This window comes from Bacillus thuringiensis (assembly GCF_001182785.1).
GTDB lineage: Bacteria > Bacillota > Bacilli > Bacillales > Bacillaceae_G > Bacillus_A > Bacillus_A thuringiensis_S.
This window is the reverse complement of the sequence record NZ_CP012100.1, coordinates 450,210-470,463: the sequence shown is the minus strand read 5'-3', so window position 1 is coordinate 470,463 and position 20,254 is coordinate 450,210. Positions and strand designations below refer to the sequence as shown.

The window sequence follows — 20,254 nt, the reverse complement described above, 5'->3', positions numbered from 1 at the left end:
TAAGAATATATATTAATTTCTAGTTTCCTTTTTCTTGTTTAAAAGCAATGTCTTTTGAAATGAATTCTGCATCCTTATGAATATCATTCCAACTTTGTTTTGCAGCTTTTAAATCGTCAGGTATTAACGAAAGTTTATGTTCTTGCATTTGATCGATATTATCATATAAATCTTTATAATTAGCCCCCATTTTATTCCATTGTTGCTGAATACTTGTTAGAGACATTATTGCTTGATCCACTGTCTGATACAAATATGTTAGAGTGTCTTTCGTATTAGTAAGTGAAATAACCGCTTGATTAGCCAAATCAGCTTTCATACTTAATTCTCCGATTTTATTCGAAATTTCATTATAAGAATTCATATGATTAGATGCCTCAACACCAGCTGCTGTTCCTAAACCGATACCAGCGGCTCCTAGAGCTGTAAGACCACCAACAACAGCTGGTGTAGCTGTACCACCAGTCACAACAATTACTACCGCTCCTGCAATCGTTCCAATAATTAAAATAGCTGCTCCTAATCCACCACCAATTGACCAGGCTAATACATTATCAAAATGTGATTTCTGTGTAGAACGTAAATTCTCAATTTCGGCCTGAAGTTGTGGGACTAGTGCTTGTTTTCCCGCTAATATAGCCGTCAATCCTCCCTGTCCATCTGGACCACCAACATTATTTTTAAAATCTACAGTATTTGTATACAACTTTGTTTTGAAAGCCTCTAACATCTTAATGACTTCCGTAACTTCATTTGAATTTGTATGAATTGTATCGATTAAATCCCCTATTCCTTCTTTGAGGCTCACCTTATCTTTCTTTTTTACAGTATCTACTAATGTGTCGTAATAATTTTGAAATTGCTCATCATAATTTACAATATTACGTGCTGTTTTTTGAATGTTTGGCTTCGCTGTATCTAACCAGTAATTTGCATTGATTCGTGACAGTTCCTGATTCAGGTGAATATTTTTGATTAATTCTCCTCCTCCTGAACCTAGATCAATGTTGGATAAATTTACATTTGGTTGCTTAATCATAGTTTTTGCGTACAAATCCATTACAAGAATATGAGAGCCTGTTTCAGCCAACGCTTTCTTTAATCCTTCAGGTCCTAACGCATAATTTTCTATTTTCTGTTCTTGAGCTGTCTGTTCTTGTGCAAGTGCATGAATAGTACTACCATTTGTAGCAGTTATAACCGTTGCTAAAGTAGCTAAGGTTATGACCTTAAATGGAATTTTCATCATTTGATTCTCCTCCTTATTTTCCGTTTCGTTATAATTCTTTTGATAAACCTAATTTCTTAATATCAAAATTTATAAACTTGTTCTTCAAGTTGAGTTGTTACACTTTTTAATCGTCTTAATGTATCTTTTTGAGACTGAGTGTTATTGATATCAACTTCAGTCGATAATTTTGTAATACTATTATTTATTAGATCCAAATCCTCTTTGTAACGCTTCATTAGCTCAATTTCTCCATCTACTTGGTTAGCAAATGTATGCAAGTCATTTTGCATGAAAAGAATCATTGATTTTTGTAAATCTGCTACTGTTAATTTAGTTGTTAAGTCATATAATTTCTGATTTTGTTTCTCTAAATCATTTAAATATGCTCGTTGCTCCGCCGTTAGTTTATTAATTTCAGCAAAAGTATTATATGTTTTTTTTACTTTTTCAGGATCAATCACTTTCATAAGATCATACTCTTTCGTTTTTGTAACTGCAGCTGCAGCGATTTCACCTTTTTTACTTTTCTCTATCGTTTCACGTGCTTCTTTTTTGGCAGCCTCAATTTCTATAGCCGATTTTCCCTTTTCTTTTGCTTCTTGCTCTGCTTTCTTCTCTGCGTCTACAATGGCATTGTTTATTTCTTTTCCTTTGTTATACGCTACTACTGCTGTTTGAGCAGCTGGTTCAATAATATCTTTCGATAGACTATAAATTTCTTGGAATACCTTTAGTCCTTGTTCATTTAAAGCTCCTGGTAATAATGCTATTTGCTGTAAATCATTTTGAATTGATTTTTTTGTATCTAGCATTTCATTTTTTAACTTATCTATTTTTCCTGTTCCCTCTGAATTAAGGACACTTTGTGCTTTTACCACATCAGTATCAAGATTTTTCAACTTCTTATCTACCTGTATTTTTAGATCTGTTAACTCATTAATTTGACGTTGCACACTTTCTTGGTTTGTTATGGTCATATCTTGAAGGACTTCCAGTCTATCTGTAAACCCTTCTTTATCTTCCTTATTATCTACAAATCCTTTTAATGTTGGATAATAACTATTAAATTTAGTTACAAATCCTTTACTTTTTGAATTTAATAGAATTAATTTAGGATAAAGTTCGGATGACCACTCTTTCATATCTTGTTTAATTAGAAATTGGTTTGTATTTAAAGATGGAACTTCTTCAAGCTGTACATTCGGACTTGCTAAAGCTCCATCAATAAAGGTTTGTGTTAACTTGGAGTGTGCACCTATTTTTCGTAATGCTGAGGAAATATCTACATTATCTTGTTTTGTTTCTGCCTGAACGATTGGCGTTGCTAGAGTATTGATAGGAATAGTCGCCCCGGTAACAATTGATGTTATTAAAAATCCTGTCATAATTTTATTCTTCATTCCTTACACCTCTTCACTATTGTTTTTTTACAAGTTTTAGTCGTAAATGTTGTACAACCTAACGTTAGAATTTCTTCACACACACTTGAGGATAGAAGTTTTTTCAAAAGAGTAATTGCATCTCGTTTTTTATTTATTTTTGATAGAATATAAGGTCCTTACTTCCCCCCCATTTTAATCACTATGCTTTTCATAAGTAAACTAGAAAATTGCACATCTTATATTTGATTTTTCTGACATTAAATTTTTTATTTTTTTCTAATTATACTTAAAAAGTTTTCATACTATTATAACTTCATGAAGTGAAATAATTTTACTACTATAATTAAACATAAAATTTGTCGATATCATTAAATCTTAATAAATATCATACAAAAAAATGTTTTCACTATAACTTTATGGGATTTTATGTATTATGTACTTTATATGAATATGTACAATTGCATACTCATATAGAGTACTATCCTTCAATAACATACAAGGTAGTCACTATACATTCCTATCAACTTAAGGGTTTTTACTCCCCCAAGTGTAAAAAAGTTTTTATTTCTAAAATTTAACTAGAAAAGATGATGTTTTTTATCTATCTTTCAATTTAAATTGAATTACAACTATTTTTTATAGTTTGTTCGAACTGGAGAATACAACCAAATTAATTTAGATAATATAGTGACGAAGTTTTTTCTCAGAAAGAAGGAACTGATTCTAAAAATGATATAACTTTATTGCTACTCAACATTTCCTTAATCGATCTTTTAGTTCAGATCTTCTTTTCACTATAAAAACATCCCTTTAGGTAAACAGATCCCAAGGAACAAAACATCGCAATTTTTTTAAACATCGAGACTCTATTCAAAACATTACGTCTCTCTCGTAAGCAATGTAACTTTATATAGATTTTATCGATTCTGGAACGTGATTGACTTTGTCCTAATCAAGTTAAATTTTTTACTGAAACAAGATATAAATCGTCAGTTTTAACTATATAGTTGAGAAGGAATGCATAAAAAAGGAGGAAAATAATAATGAAATATCAAACAATATTTCCATCGTTAAAAAAAACCTGTTTTATCTTAATACTCTCTTTCATTATATTAATTCTTGCACTTCCAGCACCAACTTTTGCACAATCCAATAACAATGTTACATCTGGAACAGATTACTATGTATCTCCGGCAGGAAGTGACCTCAACTCCGGCACATTAAATCAGCCTTTCGCTACCATTCAAAAGGCTGCTAACATCGCCACAGAAGGAAGCACAATCTACATAAGAGGCGGAGTTTATAACCAAAAGGTACGTGTAACTCATTCTGGAGCCTCAGGAGCACCGATTACTTTTCAAAATTACCAGAATGAAAAGGTAATTCTCGATGGTTCTAAAGTCAAGTTAGAGGATGACGGATTATTTACCATAGAAGATAAAAATTATATTCAGGTAAACGGGTTAGAATTTCGCAATTTAAAATCAACGAAAGTTAGCGAAACCCCTATCGGTATTTATATTACCGGAACAGGGAGTAATATCGAGATTAGAAATAATTATATCCATCACATTGAAGCAAATGTAAAGAATGGAAACGCACACGGGATTGCTGTCTATGGTACTTCATCTAATGCACAAAATAATTTAAATCATATTGTCATTGATAATAACGAAGTAGCAAATTTAAAATTAGGACTAAGTGAAGCAATTGCTGTGAATGGGAATGTAGATTCCTTTGAAGTTACCGATAACAAAGTACATGATAACAACAACATCGGAATTGTTCTGATTGGACATGAAGGCGTATCTCCAGTAGCTGCTTTAGATCAAGCACGAAACGGAATTGTTCGTAACAATATCGTTCATCACAATTCATCTTTCAATAATACTAGTTATAATGAATATTCAGCTGATGGTATTTACGTGGATGGTGGGAAGGAAATTATTATTGAGCAAAATCAGAGCTATGAAAACGACCTCGGTATTGAAGTAGCTAGCGAACATGCGGGAAAAAGTGCAAGTCAAATTACAGTTAGAGATAATACAATATCTAACAATATTATGAGTGGCATTGCACTTGGTGGATATGACAGTCAGCAAGGTTATGCCGAAAATAACACAATTACAAATAACATTATTTATAAAAATGACACAAGAGATCAAGAGAGTGGGCAAATCGAATTAAATTACGATACTCGCAACAACGTAATTACCAATAACCACATCTATGCAAGCAATAGCCCTATTTTTATTAGCAATAATTTTAATAAAAACACCGGAAACAAACTTGATTACAATCATTACTATGGTGAATTCGATCAAAATAATGGCTTATGGCAATGGAAAAGAAAAACGTATAAAGGATTTTCAACTTATCAAGCAAGTATGAATCAAGAAGGAAATGAACAACATAGTGTATTTAGCAAATTATCCCCTTCGTTCAAACTAATTTCAAAATAAAACAAATCTACTAAAACTTCTCTATTTCCATCCAGTATCTCTCCCGTGTGAAAATTATACAAAAAACAAAAGGTTGTAGTTTCATTGAAACTACAACCTTTTTATTTTCCAAACTCATTACAATTAAATTATAACAAAGTACTATTAGTGATGATCTCCATCTGCAAATCTTGTAAACTCCGTATTATGCTGTTTTTCTACAGATGTTTGTACGCCCAAAGTTAAAGTTAATATCGTTATCATTCCCATTAAAATAGTCATTGTTTTTTTCATTTCAAAGCCTCCTTATCAACTGCTTTTTTTCTCGCCTGTGTACTTAAATAAAAATACTTACTAGCATTAGAGTGATTATCTTCTTGATAAAACTTAATCGCTAACTCTTCCATAGACCCTTGCATGTACATGTATAACTCTTCTCTCTCAAAATACTTAACTCCTTCTAATACTACTTTTTCAAACTTTTCAGCAGGAGCATCTCCATTCAGCGCTTCTAAAATCATAAAACGATGCTGATATTCCTCAAGTTTCAATTCATTACAGATTTCCAATCCTTTTTCAATAAGTTCTCTTGCTATTTCATGTTCCTTAAGTTTATAATGCTCCTTCGCTTTAACAAAGATAGCTTTATAATGTTTAGGCTTCTTCTCAACCACTTCAGAGAGATAACGAATTGCTAATTCAGAAAGATTTTGACTTGCATATAATAGACCAAAGTTGTGTCTAACCATTAAAATATAATAGTCTTCATCAATCTTTTGAAATTGATTCATTGCGGCTGCAAAATGTTCTTCAGCTAGTCCCCACTCCTTTAAATGGGTACAGGCCAAACCTAATAGGTTTTCACAAAAAGCAATGTTTGTTTCACATCCATTAAATTTACGGTAAATCTCTTGTTCCTTACTAACATACTTAATTGCTAAAAGTCCATGAAATATATCATAATAAAACGAACCTAATTTGTAATAGAATTCAGCCTTTTCCAATTCATCAGATATATTCTCAAAAAAAACTTCTGCCTTATCAAAATATTCGCTCGCTTCATTATATTTACCTGTTACACTCCTATGAATAGCTTTAAAAAAATAATAATAATAAGATAAAAGCTCATCCTCTGGCATTTCAAAAGACTCTATCTTTTCAAAGCTTTGTTCAGATAAGCTTACATTATCCACTAAATAACCATATCGAAACTCGAGAAGAGAATAATATAGTAGTAACTTCTTAGCTTCTAATGAATCCCATTCATCCTCTTTTAATTCTTGAATCAGGCTATCAATTTGCTCTTTCATACGGTGCGCTTTAGAAATGTTTCTTGAACGAATTTCAACATACCAATTATTCAATAACTTTGTAACTTGTTCGCTACCCATAATTACCGACATATAAATCCCACTCACCCATATTATGTATATCCATTTAATTTTACCAGAATATTCTATTTATATGGATACCACCTCCAATTCTGATATTTCTAAATAAAAGATTGATTATTCAGAATATATTATTTTGCATAATTAAAATAAATAACCCTCGATTTAGGAATGCATTATCAATAGTTGTATCATTTTGTAGAGAATTTCATATGAGGGTTTATACGAGGTAATAGGATTTAATTACAATCAATAAAAGCAGAACCTTGCGAGGATTCTGCTTTTATTGTACTTATCTCACATATACATATGCTTGATTAGCAGTGACATAGTACGTTTTGTCCTTACTGCTGTGTAATTTGTATGTATGGATAGATTAAACTCAACATATAGTAGATAAATATCTAATTAATAATTTAATAACTACTTTTTCTCAATAATATCAATTGATACTTTATTATTATTTGTATAGATTTTTGCAAATTCAGTAGCATTACTAATAGGATTAATAGGTTTGTTATCTATTAAAATATCACTAAATGTAGCTCTATATTGGGTATTTACTTTAATATTTTTCGTTTGACTATCATCTTTTACTGCAATTGTAGATAACGCTTTCCAATTGTTAACTTTACTAATATTAGTATTCTTGATTTCAGAAATTAACCTTCCTGTATAGCCTTTTCCGTTTGTTCCCCAGTAGGTTGCCCTAGTGTTGCCATTTAAGTTCTTATAAATCGTAAGTTGGACTTCAGTTCCTGGTTTAAAGCCATTCAAGTTCGTAAACTCATCTTTCCCCTCAATATAAATGGGTTCTTTATTGCCGCCTACTTTCATATAAGGTTTCCAAACATTATATGTTTCACTATACAAAAATCCAATATCTGATTCCACCGGACCAGAAAAACCAGAATAAATATAAAGTTCACCACCTTTCGCTTTAAGTGTTCCATTATTATTTTTGATTTCTGGTAATGTTACTTTTGTAGTTAAAACTGAGCCTGTACTATTTAAGATTGATCGGCCACCAATTCCTTTTTTAATCGGTTCCGCTTGGAGCGCCTTCACATATGAATGCGCTCTCATTTCATCGGCATTGGCTTGAGTTGTACCAATCCCCCCCAATCCACTAATTACCATCCCACTTACTAACGCAACACCCATTATTTTTCTGAATTTACCCATTATAATTCCTCCTCTTAATTTTATATATTACAATTAAAATATATCATACATTTTATTCCATGGGATTATATAACATTTTTATAAAATTTATACTAATTATTAAGAAAATTCAATCTTTAGATTGATACTTGCATTAATATCCCTATTATGATGTGTAAGGCAAGAAGGACAGTCCCATTTACGTAGGTTTAGATTTTTAACGTCTTTGTTTTGATATCCACAACAAGAAGTGCACAGAAATGGAAATATCCACAAAAGAACTAAAAGAATTACTTATGAATGCGTGATATAAACGGGAGGCATCTCTATAAAAGTTGTACGTTCTATATTTAATTACATAGAAATAAAAAAAGCCGCCCACCAGGACGGCTTTTGTTTTATTTCAAATACTCGTACCACCAGTTTCTTTCGTCCATCCAAGCTGTAATCTTATCAAGCTCACCATTTGGTAACACTTCGGTTTGCAAGTATGCTAAACCAGTTAATGGATTAGAAATAACTTGTCCTTTAGTTCCACGCTCATTCATAGCATTTAGAGCTTCTTGAACCAATGAAATACCAAAACCACCAGATTTAACATATTGATAACCGCCATTAGCAACAGATTGTTTCTCTCCGGTAAACCAATCTAGCGTTTTGTCACCTTGCAATAAATTAATATCCACTTTTCCAATACCATCAATATAACCATTATCGGTATATTGCCAAATGTCACAAGTATAGGATGGTTTCTTCTGTGGACTACCATCATTTGTTCCGTATCGTGGTAACCAAATAAAGTCAGCTTGTACACTTTGTAAATTATAGTCACCGTACATATGGTGTGCTACATAAAATCCTACTTTCCAACCTGCAGCTTTACATGTATCAATAAAAGCTTGTGATGCTTTAGCTAAATCACTAAGGTTTCCTTTGCTTTTCATTGACTTTACTGTGTCATCTTCCACATCTAATACAAGGAATTTAGCATTAGGATTTACCCTTGCTAAGAAATCCTTAGCTTCCACAATTGCATCTGCTACTGATACGAAACATCCATAAGCATATGCAGCATGTGGAATACCGTATTGTTCTGATTTGGCTACATGCTCATTATACAAATGATCTACTAGATTTGAACCATATTGTACCCTAGCAATTACTAAATCTAATTGCGCTGCTGCTACATCCCAATTAATACTTCCATTCCATTTTGAAATATCTACAATGTGTCCCATTACTGAACATCTCCTTCAAATAGTTTTTATTTAATTTCTGTTACGTCTTTAGAAATAGATCCAAGGGCTTTTCCCTATTCTTCAATAACTTCCTGGTTCTTTTGAATAACAGCTTGGTACTGCGCTTCACGCTGTTCATTCTTTTTTGTGTAATAAAAAGCATCCACACAAATAATGCTGCGCATGCTTCCTGTTGAATAACTGAAATAAAATCTCGATAAACAAAAAGAGCACCTCAATTGAGACTGCTCCTTTTGCTATCATTTTTTATATTTGTCTATATTTAATTTTTTTCTTTTCTAGAGTTTGATCTTCTAATTTTCGCTTCAATTTCAGAAGATACACTTTCTAACAACCAAGTAGGAATCCATCTATCCCAGCCAATCCGTACACAATTGGCTGTAAAGCTATTAAAAATATGATAAATTAAACCACCCGTTACCATAAAATAGAAAAACTCTGGTAGTTTAAACGCAATATCAAATAAATGCGCTAAAGAAGGTAATAAAAAGAGCACCACAGTTCGTGCAATGCCCTCAATTCCATATTGTGATGAATACGTACCATCTAATTTTGAAGCCTTACTACCAGTTATCCAATCTAATACAACTACCCATACCAAAATGATAATCCAAATTAAATTAGATTTACCATATAAAAAATTAAATATAGTTCCCAATCCGCCACTAATTACAGAAGCAACTTTAAATTGGGTGGTATTAATAACATCAAGTACATTTAATGTTTTTACAAGCTCATGAATTCGTTCCAAACTTTCACCCCCCTTTTTACATTTCAAAGCAAAATAAAAAAGCCTGCTTTGGCACGCTATTGTATAAAAGATTTACATATTCATTTTCTTCCACGCATACTCTAGTGGTTCAGTTCGTGGTGGCTTCATTACTTCTTTTTCAGTAGTTCCTTTCTTACTTTGAGATAAATTGTGCATAACACCTTGACGGGTGGAAATCTGCCTAATACCTGTTCGTATCCAATCATCGGGATTTAAAATACCACCTCGATGTGTTAGGAGTTGCCTAACACCTGTATGTGAAAAATCGATTGGATTAACAATAGCCCCTTGACGATGTGTATTGATTTCGCGTGTTCCATCATGATATAGCGTTGTTGGAGATATGATTATACCCTGATGTGTATTAATTTCGCGTGTTCCCGTACGGTATAGATTTGTTGGAGATATGATTATACTTTGAAGTACTGTCATATACTTACCTCCTTCTTACTCGATGCGTAAAGCTATAGCATATTCAGCAAATGAATTGTATTGTCCGCTTACAGATGGAGCATACGTATAAAATAATTTATATTTTTGAATTTCATTATTCTCTGGGACTTCTACAATATCACCGTAAATATAACCACTCCCTTTATATATGTAAAAACCATCATATTTCCCTCTGAACCCATCTGTCGAATCACCCAAATATAGCGGTGTGAAAACTATTTTCCCCTCATTTGAAGGAGCTCTTAAAAACACCTTATCCCAAAAGAATGTTGAAACTGAACGAGACACTGGTGATGGTGTAGCAAATTTGCTTTTATTAGTTACTTGTGCAGTTTGTTGGGAATAGGCTCCAGCGCTTAATAAAACACTAAAAGGATAGGAATAAGGTGTAAATAATTCCGGTTGATATAATTCGTCAGGTATTCCTAGAAAACCAATTGTTGTTTTTCCTTTTTCGGATGGGATTTCATCATCATTTGCATATACACAATAAATGACTGTATCCTTATCAACGTATAGATATAGATCAACCATATATTTTTCATAACCTAAAGTAGTTATTCCGCTCGAATTATGTACTTTTCCATGATGAAATACTAACGGAAACCATGATTCTTCTCCGGTCCCATTATTAGTATCTTTATTGTAACCTCTAATCAGTCTATAACTCCCATCTGCACGATTCCCTTTTGGATCCCTTATATCATTTGCGCTCGATAGTTGGTCGTTTTTAGAGGTTGAGTCATTAGGACGCAGCTCAATATAATTGTTTTTGGTTCCATCATTACCTGTAGAAAACATAACAAAAATATTATTCTTATCCGGTTTGTCAGCATTTAATTGCTGCCATCCAGACTTTTTCATTTCATCAATAATCTTCATAAAGACTTCTCTTCGTTCTAGTCTGTGTAACTTACAAATTTTATTTGTCATTTTATATGTTCCTCCTTAATTTAAACGTATTGCTTTCATAGAAACATTAAAAGTAGAGTTTGCTACGCCCCTATTTTCTATATAAAGATGTACCTTGTTTGTATGATCTTTATCCTCACAAGGAATAGCCAAAATATCATATGTTCTTTTTTCTGATAAGCTTTTATAAATCTGATTCCCATTCTCTTTTTGATCGTACATAAATAACATCGCTTCAACGTTTGAATCATTTGTAACTTGAATCGTACGAATATCGTATTTGTTACAACCTACATCCAGCGGAGCATATAGAACTTTCCCTGGTTCAATTGTAACTTGTACATTCCTCTCAATAAGGATTGATGGTGTAATCTCACTTTCGGATGTATATCTATATAATTTCATTACAGTTCCCATATTGTATTCACCTCAGTTATGTTTTAGATGAACATTAAAATAAATTGGTTCAAATGCTAGGAATTTTGTATCCTTCACAACCTTTACCCAAAAATCTCGCGTACTTTGTGCGGCTATTGAATCAATCTGTATTTCATTCAAATAGTTAGTACCACCTAATGAAATAAGTACCCAGGTGTAACCAACTTTCTCCATGTATTGCTGGATTGATAGTTTTATATTTGTAGCAGCACCGATGTTATCATTTACGATTGTCATTTTTACAATACGCTCATTATTCAACATATAACCTAAATTCGTTGGATCTGTTGTATTTAATTCATCGTTATTTATTTTGATTTGTAGGGATGAGCCCATACAATACATATCCCCACCATAGAAGGTAGTTTGTTTCTTCGCTAGTAGTTCGTTTTCTTCATCATATATTTCTATGATTCCCTCAAACTCTAAAGAAGGAAGTAGAATATCAATGTCCGTATGAGCTGCCGCCACAATATTAGTAGACAGAATATTATCTGCAGTATCTTTTAATACAATCTTATAATTCTCATATAGTTGTCGCAGACGTAACATGTTACTTGTTGTGATAATAATTTTATCGATGTCTAGCGATGCAAACCCTTCTGCAGTTCCTCTTTTTAGAACAACACCAATTCTTTTTGCATCTAATGAATCATTATCCATATAATCAAAAAATGTATCTGTCTTTGTGTAAAAGTCCCATTGATCTTCCTTACATATTGCCATCCACTCTTTATTGCTTTGTGAACCATTAGCAGAATAGGATTCAAGGAACTCGACTTTATTCTTTTCATTTTGATAAATCAGTAAGCCGCCTTCATCTCCTTCTTTTGTAGGAGCATAATCCGCAATAACTTGGATTGCAAAGTTACCTTGTGGTTTATGAATTAACAGCATAACGTCTTTATCTGCAGAATGATTCATACGTAGGAATCCTTTTTTAGCAGCATTGTTAAATTCATTTGATGGTGACATAAGCCATTTTGGATTTATGGAATCAAAATCATCTACAAATATTTTTCCGCTTTCTTTTTCGTATAAGGATACTTTTGGCTTTTTAATTAGGTCTGATAATTGTAATTCTCCACCGAATACGTCAATTGCATCAATAACATTTTCTATAGCTTCTATCCTTATTTGATGAATTCCAGGTTCTAATTTTAATTTTTCATAAACTAGAGCTTGCCATAAAACTTTTGAACCTATTAAAGAATATGTCTCTGTTACACCGTCTATAGTTATAGCAATAGGCGCTTTGTAGCCACCACTCCCATCATAATTCCGACTAATTATTCGGAGTCCCGTACCATTAAAACTAAACTCACATATTACAGGTTCTGTTCCATGTGTAGTATTTTTATAAATCCCTGTTCCGTTGTGATACCGAGAATCATTATGGATTTCTTCCCAGTTCCCAGTATATTTAATCCTACGATCAGTATTATCAAAACGATTCCATCCTGATTCTGGTTCCTTTAATTCCTCACCTTTTTTAGGAAATGTTAAAAATTCCCCTTGTGCATCTATATCAAACGCATTAAATCGGTGACTATGACCAGTTGTACTCTCAATTTTAATAATAACTTCATGTATCTCCCATTTTAATAATTGCTTTTCAAAAAGGAAAGTATATTCCTGTAAACCGCCTTTTAAATCTTTATAAAGGCTAAAATATTCTTTTTCACCACCATCAATTGATATAGAAACATTCCCTGGTCCGCTACTGACTTCTGCTATTACACGTAGTTTCTTCCCCAAAAACTTAAATCGTAAATAACTATCTTTTGTTGAACCAAAATAATAATTTTTATAAGTATCATTGACAGTAAATCCATTCATCTCAAAAAGGAATGAATGAGATGGCATACAATCATATCTCCTCCATCCAACTTCTGGATTCCTCAATATATCCCCAATTACAGTCATTACATCACCTACTCTTTTTCTCGTTTCCTTCCAATTGAAGTTCTCCCATCATTATTAGTGACTATACAATACTCATAACTTCAGATTATTATATATTTTTCTATCTAATGCTCTTTCCAATGAAAATATTTAGTCATCTTCCATAACAATTTTTCGTCCTAGTTACATTCAAATCGTTCAAATTACTTTGTAATGATTTCTAAACAAAACAGTATATCCATCACTACTGACTTTCAAAAAAATATATCCCTTAAAATTTATTTTTGTTAGCTGTTACATAGTTTGTCCCTCCTTTAATTTTATTTTCATTATTTTTTACAATTTGAAATTAATATGTGATATTTTCCTATTAATTTCATTACAGTCCCCATATTATATTCACCTCAACTATGTATTAGGTGAATATTAAAATAAATCGGTTCAAATGCTAGTAAATTTGTTTCCTTCACAACCTTTACCCAAAAGTCACGCGTACTTTGTGCGGCTATTGAATCAATCTGTATTTCATTCAAATAGTTAGTACCACCTAATGAAATAAGTACCCAGGTGTAACCAACTTTCTCCATGTATTGCTGGATTGATAGTTTTATATTTGTAGCAACACCAATGTTATCATTTACGATTGTCATTTTTACAATTCGCTCATTATCCACCATGTAACCTAAATTCGTTGGATCCGTTGTATTTAATTCTTCGTTATTCATTTTAATTTGTAGGGATGAACCCATACAATACATATCCCCACCATAGAAGGTGGCCTGTTTCTTTGCTAGTAGTTCGTTTTCTTCGTCATATATTTCTACGATTCCCTCAAACTCTAAAGAAGGAAGTAGAATATCAATGCCTGTATGAGCTGCCGCCACAATATTAGTAGACAGAATATTATCTGCAGTATCTTTTAATACAATCTTATAATTCTCATATAGTTGACGCAGACGTAACATATTACTCTTTGTCATAATAATTTTATTGATGTCAAGCGGTACAAATCCCTCTGCAGTTCCTCTTTTTAGAACAACACCAATTCTTTTTGCTACTAATGAATCATTATCCATATAATCAAAAAATATATTTGTCTTTGTATAGAAATCCCATTGATCTTCCTTACAAATTGCCATCCACTCTTTATGGCTTTGAGAACTATTAGCAGAGTAGGATTCAAGGAATTCAACCTTATTCTTTTCATTTTGATAGAGCAGTAAGCCGCCCTCATCTCCTTCTTTTGTAGGAGCATAATCCACAATAACTTGGATTGCAAAGTTACCTTGTGGTTTATCAATTAACAGCATAACGTCTTTATCTGCAGAATGATTCATACGTAGGAATCCTTTTTTAACAGCATTGTTAAATGCACTTGATGGTGACATAAGCCATTTTGGATTTACGGAATCGAAATCATCTACAAATATTTTTCCACTTTCTTTTTCATATAAGGATACTTTTGGCTTTTTAATTACATCTTGTGATATTAATTCTCCACCTAATATATCGATAGCATCTAAATACAATGCGCCTGTACCAATAGTGACAGTATGAGAACCTGGTGCAAGATTTAACTTTTCAAATAGAATACATTGATATAATACATTTATAGAACTTTCATACATCTCAAATGTGCCTGCGTCTACTCCATCAATAGTAACCTTAGTTAACTTACCTTTAAAACTTGTCGTTCCGGATTTCACTGCAATTAATCGTAGACCCGTACCAATAAACGTAAACTGAATTCCATATGTTCCTGGCATGGAATATGATTTCATGTGAATTGAGTTATTGTAGTAAATACCTGAACTACTTTGATGCACCATCCAATCGCCAGTATAATTAATATTGCTATCCATATCATCAAACCTTTTCCAACCTGGTTCTGGTTCTTTTAGTACATCACCAACTTTAACAGTTGTAAGAAGTGCTCCCCCTAATATATCAATTGCATCTATAATATTATCTTGAGCTTCAATTACAACTGTATGAATTCCTAAAGTAAGGTTTAATTTTTCGTATGCTAAACATTGTTGTAAATGAGTTATAGGTGAAATTGTATAAGTTTCAGAAAAACCGTCAATCGTAATTTTTATTGGGCGGTGGTAGCTGCTGGTACTATTATGATATTCTGAAATAATCCGAATTCCGGTTCCTGAAAAGATAAACTCACACTTAGTTGGTTCGTTACCATGATCTTGATGCTTGTACGAAACTGATTTATTATAGTAACCTGTAGCATTTGTATTGTGTTGCCAATTTCCTGTATATCGAATATTGCTATCCTTATCATCAAACCGTTCCCAACCAGGCTCTGGTTCTTTTAATACATCACCGACTTTAGCATTAAAATTTGCGTAATCAATAGCTGATAAAAACGTATAATGATTCTCATTTGAACCAGTAGTGAAACCATCATAAGTTACCTCTACTCTATGAGTGCCGCTAGGTAAATCAAATTTTTCAAAACAGACTCTAAACATTGATGGAGAATTAGAAATTACTGAGCCTTTAATCCAATTCCCACCATCTATTCTTACTTTTATATTGTAACGATGTGCTGAACTAGATTTTTGCATTATTCTTAAAGCTGTTCCTGTAAATGTGAATGAAAATATATCATCACTTGTATTTCGGGGGCCATCACCTGCAACCCAACAGTCTTCTGCAGAAGGATTACTATTTTCACCTACTATAAACCAATTAGCATTTGGGTATTTATCCTTATCTCTTATACCTTGAAAAAAAGTGTTAACGTTATCGCGTTGGAAATACTTACGATTCCATCCAGATTCCGGTTTCAGTAAACTATTGCCTAATTGAATTGTCACTCTATCACCCTATATTATCTAGTTTTCTTCAATGTAAGCTTGTTAACAAATAACTAATACTTCACATAGTTTCAAACCTATATTTTCCCTACATCCTCTATTTATTCTCCTTTTTCTATGCCTAGCACTCTCTCAAGTAAGGTAACTATATCTGCAGACTAACTACTTAATCGTTCTTTATTTCAAAAAAACAATCCATATTCTCTTTTTAGTTCTCTATTATGATAGAATTCACAGAAAGTTCTCCGGCTAGACTCAGGATTTATTCAAATGATTACATTCTACATCTTTGTTATATAAAAATCGTTTTTGGGGTCAATTATAATTTTAAAATTTCTTTTCATTAATCTCGTTACTGTATCTATATCTTATTTACCTCAATTATGTTTTAAATGAACATTAAAATAAATTGGTTCAAATGCTAGAGAATTTGTATCCTTCACAACCTTTACCCAAAAATCACGTGTACTTTGTGCGGCTATTGAATCAATCTGTATTTCATTCAAGTAGTTAGTACCATCTAATGAAATAAGTGCCCAGGTGTAACCAATTTTATCCATGTATTGCTGAATCGATAGTTTTATATTTGTAGCAGCACCGATGTTATCATTTACGATTGTCATTTTTACAATTCGCTCATTATTCAACATGTAACCTAAATTCGTTGAATCTGTTGTATTTAATTCATCGTTATTCATTTTTATTTGTAAAGATGAACCCATACAATACATATCTCCACCATAAAAAGTAGTTTGTTTCTTTGCTAACAGTTCATTTTCCTCGTCATATATTTCTACGATTCCCTCAAATTCTAAAGAAGGAAGTAGAATATCAATGCCTGTATGAGCTGTAGCTACGATGTTAGTAGAAAGGGTATTATCTGCAGTATCTTTTAATACAATCTTATAATTTTCATATAGCTGGCGCAGACGTAACATATTACTCTTTGTCATAATGATTTTATTAATGTCTAGCGGTACAAATCCTTCTTCAGTTCCTCTTTTTAAAACCACACCTATTCGTTCAGTTGATAATGAATCTTTATTCGCATAATCAAAGAATGTATCTGTCTTTGTGTAAAAGTCCCATTGATCTTCTTTACATATTGCCAGCCACTCTTTATTGCTTTGTGAACTATTAGCAGCATAAGATTCAAGGAATTCAACCTTATTCTTTTCATTTTGGTAGAGCAGTAAGCCACCTTCATCTCCTTCTTTTGTAGGAGCATAATCCGCAATAACCTGGATTGCAAAGTTACCTTGCGGTTTATCGATTAACAGCATAACGTCTTTATCTGCGGAATGATTCATACGTAAGAAACCTTTTTTGATAGCATTGTTAAATGCACTTGATAGTGACATAAGCCATTTGGGATTTACGGAATCAAAATCGTCTACAAATATTTTTCCGCTTTCTTTTTCGTACAAGGATACTTTGGGCTTTTTAGCTACATCTATTGGAATTAACTCTCCAGTATCATCAATATCGATGGCATCTAAATTTGCATAAATACCGGTAATTCTCACGGTATGAATTGAATTTGATAAACCTAATTTTTCATAAGTGAGTATTTGAGCAGCAACTGTATCTCTAGAACTACTGAACGTTTCTGTTACGCCATCTATTGTAATTTGTAGATCTTTATCATATATCTTACTTACAAGGGTAATAAGTCTAAGTTTAGTTCCTTTGAAATGAAATTCGATTGCTATTGGCTCTGTACCATGAGAACTATGCTTGTAATGAAGAGTTCCATTAAAACGGTCTTCAATATTTTGGACAGCAACCCAATTACCTATATATTTGATATTGCTATCCGTATCATCAAATCGTTTCCAACCTAGTTCCGGTTGTGTAAGTACATCGCCAACTTTAGCAAGTAAAAATAAGTCCCCACCCAATATATCTATACAATCAAAATCAAATGGACCTTTACCGGTCGTGATTTCTACTGTGTGAACATCCTGGTTTAAGACTGGTGATTCAAATAGTAATGTACAAAATTGATTGGATGTTCCATTTTGGTTATATACATATTGAACACCGTCTATTAGAATCTTAGCTTCCTCATATTTAGAAAGGTTTGTAGTAAATCTTGTAGCAAGAATTCTGAGTTGGATTCCTTTAAATTTAAACTTAACTTTTAAACGTGGCATCCCTACATGTTCTTTATATGTAAGTGTTCCGTTATAGTAATCAGTAGGATCTACTGATATTTGTATCCAAGATCCTCCATCGGGGTTTTCATAAAATATTCTTTGGTCCCTATCATCAAAACGTTTCCAACCAAGTTCTGGTTCTTTTAATCTTTCACCTACTTTAACAGGAGGAATAAGAAATCCACTTCCATTAATATCAATTGCATCTAAATTAATATATTCACCCCATATTGTAACGGTGTGTTTTCCTTCAGTTAGGTCTTTTTTCTCGTACAAAAGAATGGATCTTTCAGTTACTGCGGAATTGAAATTTATTTCATCTAAAATCTTACCATCTATGATGATATTAGCTTTTTTATAACCCGTACTTACTAATCCAATAATCCTTAATGATTTTCCATAAAATGAAAATGTAACACCAGCATTTTCTACAGTGTAATGTATGGAGTTATTATAACTACCGGTATCTGCTAAACTAGAAGACCACGGACCACTATATTTAATATTGATACTTGTATCATCATAGCGGGTCCAACCTGGCTCTGGTTGAAGTAAAGCTTCTCCAACTTTAATTAAAGGCACAAGGTACTCACCATCTTTTAAATCTATAGCAGATAAATTTGATTTCCCAGAATTATTGGCATCAATTTCTACTGTATGAATACCTAAGGGGAGATTTGCTTGTTCAAAAGATAGTAGGTCTCCATCTGCATTCCCTCTAAAATTATGGAAACTTGTTTTACCATTTATGGTTATTTTCGTATTCGTTGCAGTGTCACTAAAGTGCGTTGATATAATTCTGATAGCACTACCATAGAATTTAAATCTTAAATAACCAACATGATTTTTTGTATATGTATAATCCCCAGAGTCTCTTACTATCCATGCACCTTCCGGATAGTATTTTATAGCTTCTGTACCATCGTCTAATTTTTCATTAAACTTATGTCGCTGCCAACCAGGTTCGGGTTCTTTTAATATTCCCCCTACTTTAGCTTTTTCTACAATACTTTCCCCCTGACCCACGTCTATAGCATCCAAGTTTAAATAATAGTCGTACATATCAACAGAGTGAGTACCTGGACTAAGGTCAGTCTTTTCAAATACAACAACAGTCTTTACAGATGAGGGTTTATCAACTCTAGGTATGTCGTAAGTAACTCCGTCAATTACTATTTTGGTGTTATCAAAATAAAGTCCATCTGTTCTATATGCTAGGATTCGTAACTTGGTACCCGTGAAGTTGAAAAATACATGACCTAATTTATCTTTGTCATTATTTTTTATATGGTAACTACCCAGATAACCGTCACCGGAAGACTGGTTATTATAAATTTGCCAATTCCCTTCATATCTAATAGCACTATTTCTATCATCAAAACGACTCCAACCTGGCTCCGGTTGTGTAAGTACATCACCGACATTTGCGCTTAAATCCGCGTAATCAATAGCAGTTATAAACGTATAAGCAGTTCCAGGTGCCCCAGAAGCATATCCATTTGTGGTTACTTTAACGTTATGTTCACCTTTAATTAGATCTAGTTTCTCAAATACGACAAGAGAATATTCGCTAGAATAAGCAGGTACCGAACCAACATAGCTTATATCATCTATAGTGACTGTAATATTATATGCATGAGTTGTAAAATTTTTTAATAAAATACGAACTGAAGTCCCTGTGAATTTAAAATAAAATGAACGACCTAATGTATCACCAACATACCAGGCACTATTCTGCTCTAATCTGTTAGTATCACCTACTGCACGCCATTTATCACCCGTAATTTTATTATCTAGGTCTACATTTGAAAAAAACATACCTGGTTTTGCATTTTCTAAAAAGCAATATTCACGAGTCCACCCTGGTTCTGGTTGCAATAGGTTTTTTCCTAATTGTCTTGCCATTTTATCAC

14 protein-coding genes and 2 pseudogenes are annotated in these 20,254 nt (G+C 32.6%); 1 reads left to right on the top strand and 15 read right to left on the bottom strand.

Annotation, left to right across the window (positions count from 1 at the left end; genetic code table 11):
• Positions 1-19: 19 nt before the first annotated feature.
• Positions 20-1,249, bottom strand: coding sequence for a hemolysin BL lytic component L1 (hblD, locus tag AC241_RS29335; protein ID WP_050845326.1), 1,230 nt, complete (start codon positions 1,247-1,249; stop codon positions 20-22).
• Positions 1,250-1,311: 62 nt separating this feature from the next.
• Positions 1,312-2,631 carry a hemolysin BL lytic component L2 gene (hblC, locus tag AC241_RS29330; protein WP_050845324.1) on the bottom strand — a complete coding sequence of 440 codons (1,320 nt, stop codon included), beginning with the start codon at positions 2,629-2,631 and terminating at the stop codon, positions 1,312-1,314.
• A gap of 1,025 nt (positions 2,632-3,656) precedes the next feature.
• On the opposite strand from hblC, the gene AC241_RS29325 reads away from it, so the two are divergent.
• The gene (locus AC241_RS29325) at positions 3,657-5,075 is read left to right on the top strand and encodes a right-handed parallel beta-helix repeat-containing protein (RefSeq protein WP_050845322.1); all 1,419 of its coding nucleotides are present in this window, start codon (positions 3,657-3,659) and stop codon (positions 5,073-5,075) included.
• Between the two features lie 144 nt (positions 5,076-5,219).
• On the opposite strand, the gene AC241_RS34985 is transcribed toward AC241_RS29325, so the two are convergent.
• The 13 genes and pseudogenes from AC241_RS34985 to AC241_RS36085 form a co-directional block, all read right to left on the bottom strand.
• A complete protein-coding gene (locus AC241_RS34985) occupies positions 5,220-5,348 on the bottom strand; it encodes a hypothetical protein (protein ID WP_017657325.1) in 129 nt (42 codons plus the stop codon).
• The gene (locus AC241_RS29320; RefSeq protein ID WP_050845320.1) at positions 5,345-6,457 is read right to left on the bottom strand and encodes a response regulator aspartate phosphatase; all 1,113 of its coding nucleotides are present in this window, start codon (positions 6,455-6,457) and stop codon (positions 5,345-5,347) included. The genes AC241_RS34985 and AC241_RS29320 overlap by 4 nt, the downstream gene beginning before the upstream one ends.
• Before the next feature lie 411 nt (positions 6,458-6,868).
• Positions 6,869-7,630, bottom strand: a complete 762-nt coding sequence (locus AC241_RS29315) for a YrpD family protein (protein ID WP_050845318.1) — start codon at positions 7,628-7,630, stop codon at positions 6,869-6,871.
• Positions 7,631-7,729: 99 nt separating this feature from the next.
• Positions 7,730-7,858: pseudogene (locus tag AC241_RS33755) on the bottom strand (zinc ribbon domain-containing protein); the annotation flags it as partial.
• Between the two features lie 149 nt (positions 7,859-8,007).
• Positions 8,008-8,847, bottom strand: coding sequence for a GH25 family lysozyme (locus tag AC241_RS29310; RefSeq protein ID WP_050845316.1), 840 nt, complete (start codon positions 8,845-8,847; stop codon positions 8,008-8,010).
• A 26-nt stretch (positions 8,848-8,873) separates the two neighbouring features.
• Positions 8,874-9,046 (bottom strand): annotated as a pseudogene (locus AC241_RS35770) (BhlA/UviB family holin-like peptide).
• An 84-nt stretch (positions 9,047-9,130) separates the two neighbouring features.
• Complete coding sequence (locus AC241_RS29300; RefSeq protein ID WP_050845313.1) at positions 9,131-9,619, bottom strand: phage holin family protein; 489 nt, start codon at positions 9,617-9,619, stop codon at positions 9,131-9,133.
• A gap of 72 nt (positions 9,620-9,691) precedes the next feature.
• Positions 9,692-10,072, bottom strand: coding sequence for a hypothetical protein (locus AC241_RS29295; RefSeq protein ID WP_230690622.1), 381 nt, complete (start codon positions 10,070-10,072; stop codon positions 9,692-9,694).
• Between the two features lie 15 nt (positions 10,073-10,087).
• Entirely contained in the window at positions 10,088-11,026 is a 939-nt protein-coding gene (locus tag AC241_RS29290) for a hypothetical protein (protein ID WP_050845310.1), read from the bottom strand.
• Between the two features lie 15 nt (positions 11,027-11,041).
• Complete coding sequence (locus AC241_RS29285) at positions 11,042-11,422, bottom strand: DUF1998 domain-containing protein (protein WP_050845308.1); 381 nt, start codon at positions 11,420-11,422, stop codon at positions 11,042-11,044.
• A 12-nt stretch (positions 11,423-11,434) separates the two neighbouring features.
• Positions 11,435-13,369, bottom strand: a complete 1,935-nt coding sequence (locus tag AC241_RS29280; protein WP_050845305.1) for a hypothetical protein — start codon at positions 13,367-13,369, stop codon at positions 11,435-11,437.
• Positions 13,370-13,752: 383 nt separating this feature from the next.
• Entirely contained in the window at positions 13,753-16,182 is a 2,430-nt protein-coding gene (locus AC241_RS29275; RefSeq protein ID WP_413541769.1) for a hypothetical protein, read from the bottom strand.
• 377 nt (positions 16,183-16,559) lie between these two features.
• Positions 16,560-20,246, bottom strand: a complete 3,687-nt coding sequence (locus AC241_RS36085) for a protein containing cell adhesion domain protein (protein ID WP_413541768.1) — start codon at positions 20,244-20,246, stop codon at positions 16,560-16,562.
• Positions 20,247-20,254: the final 8 nt, after the last annotated feature.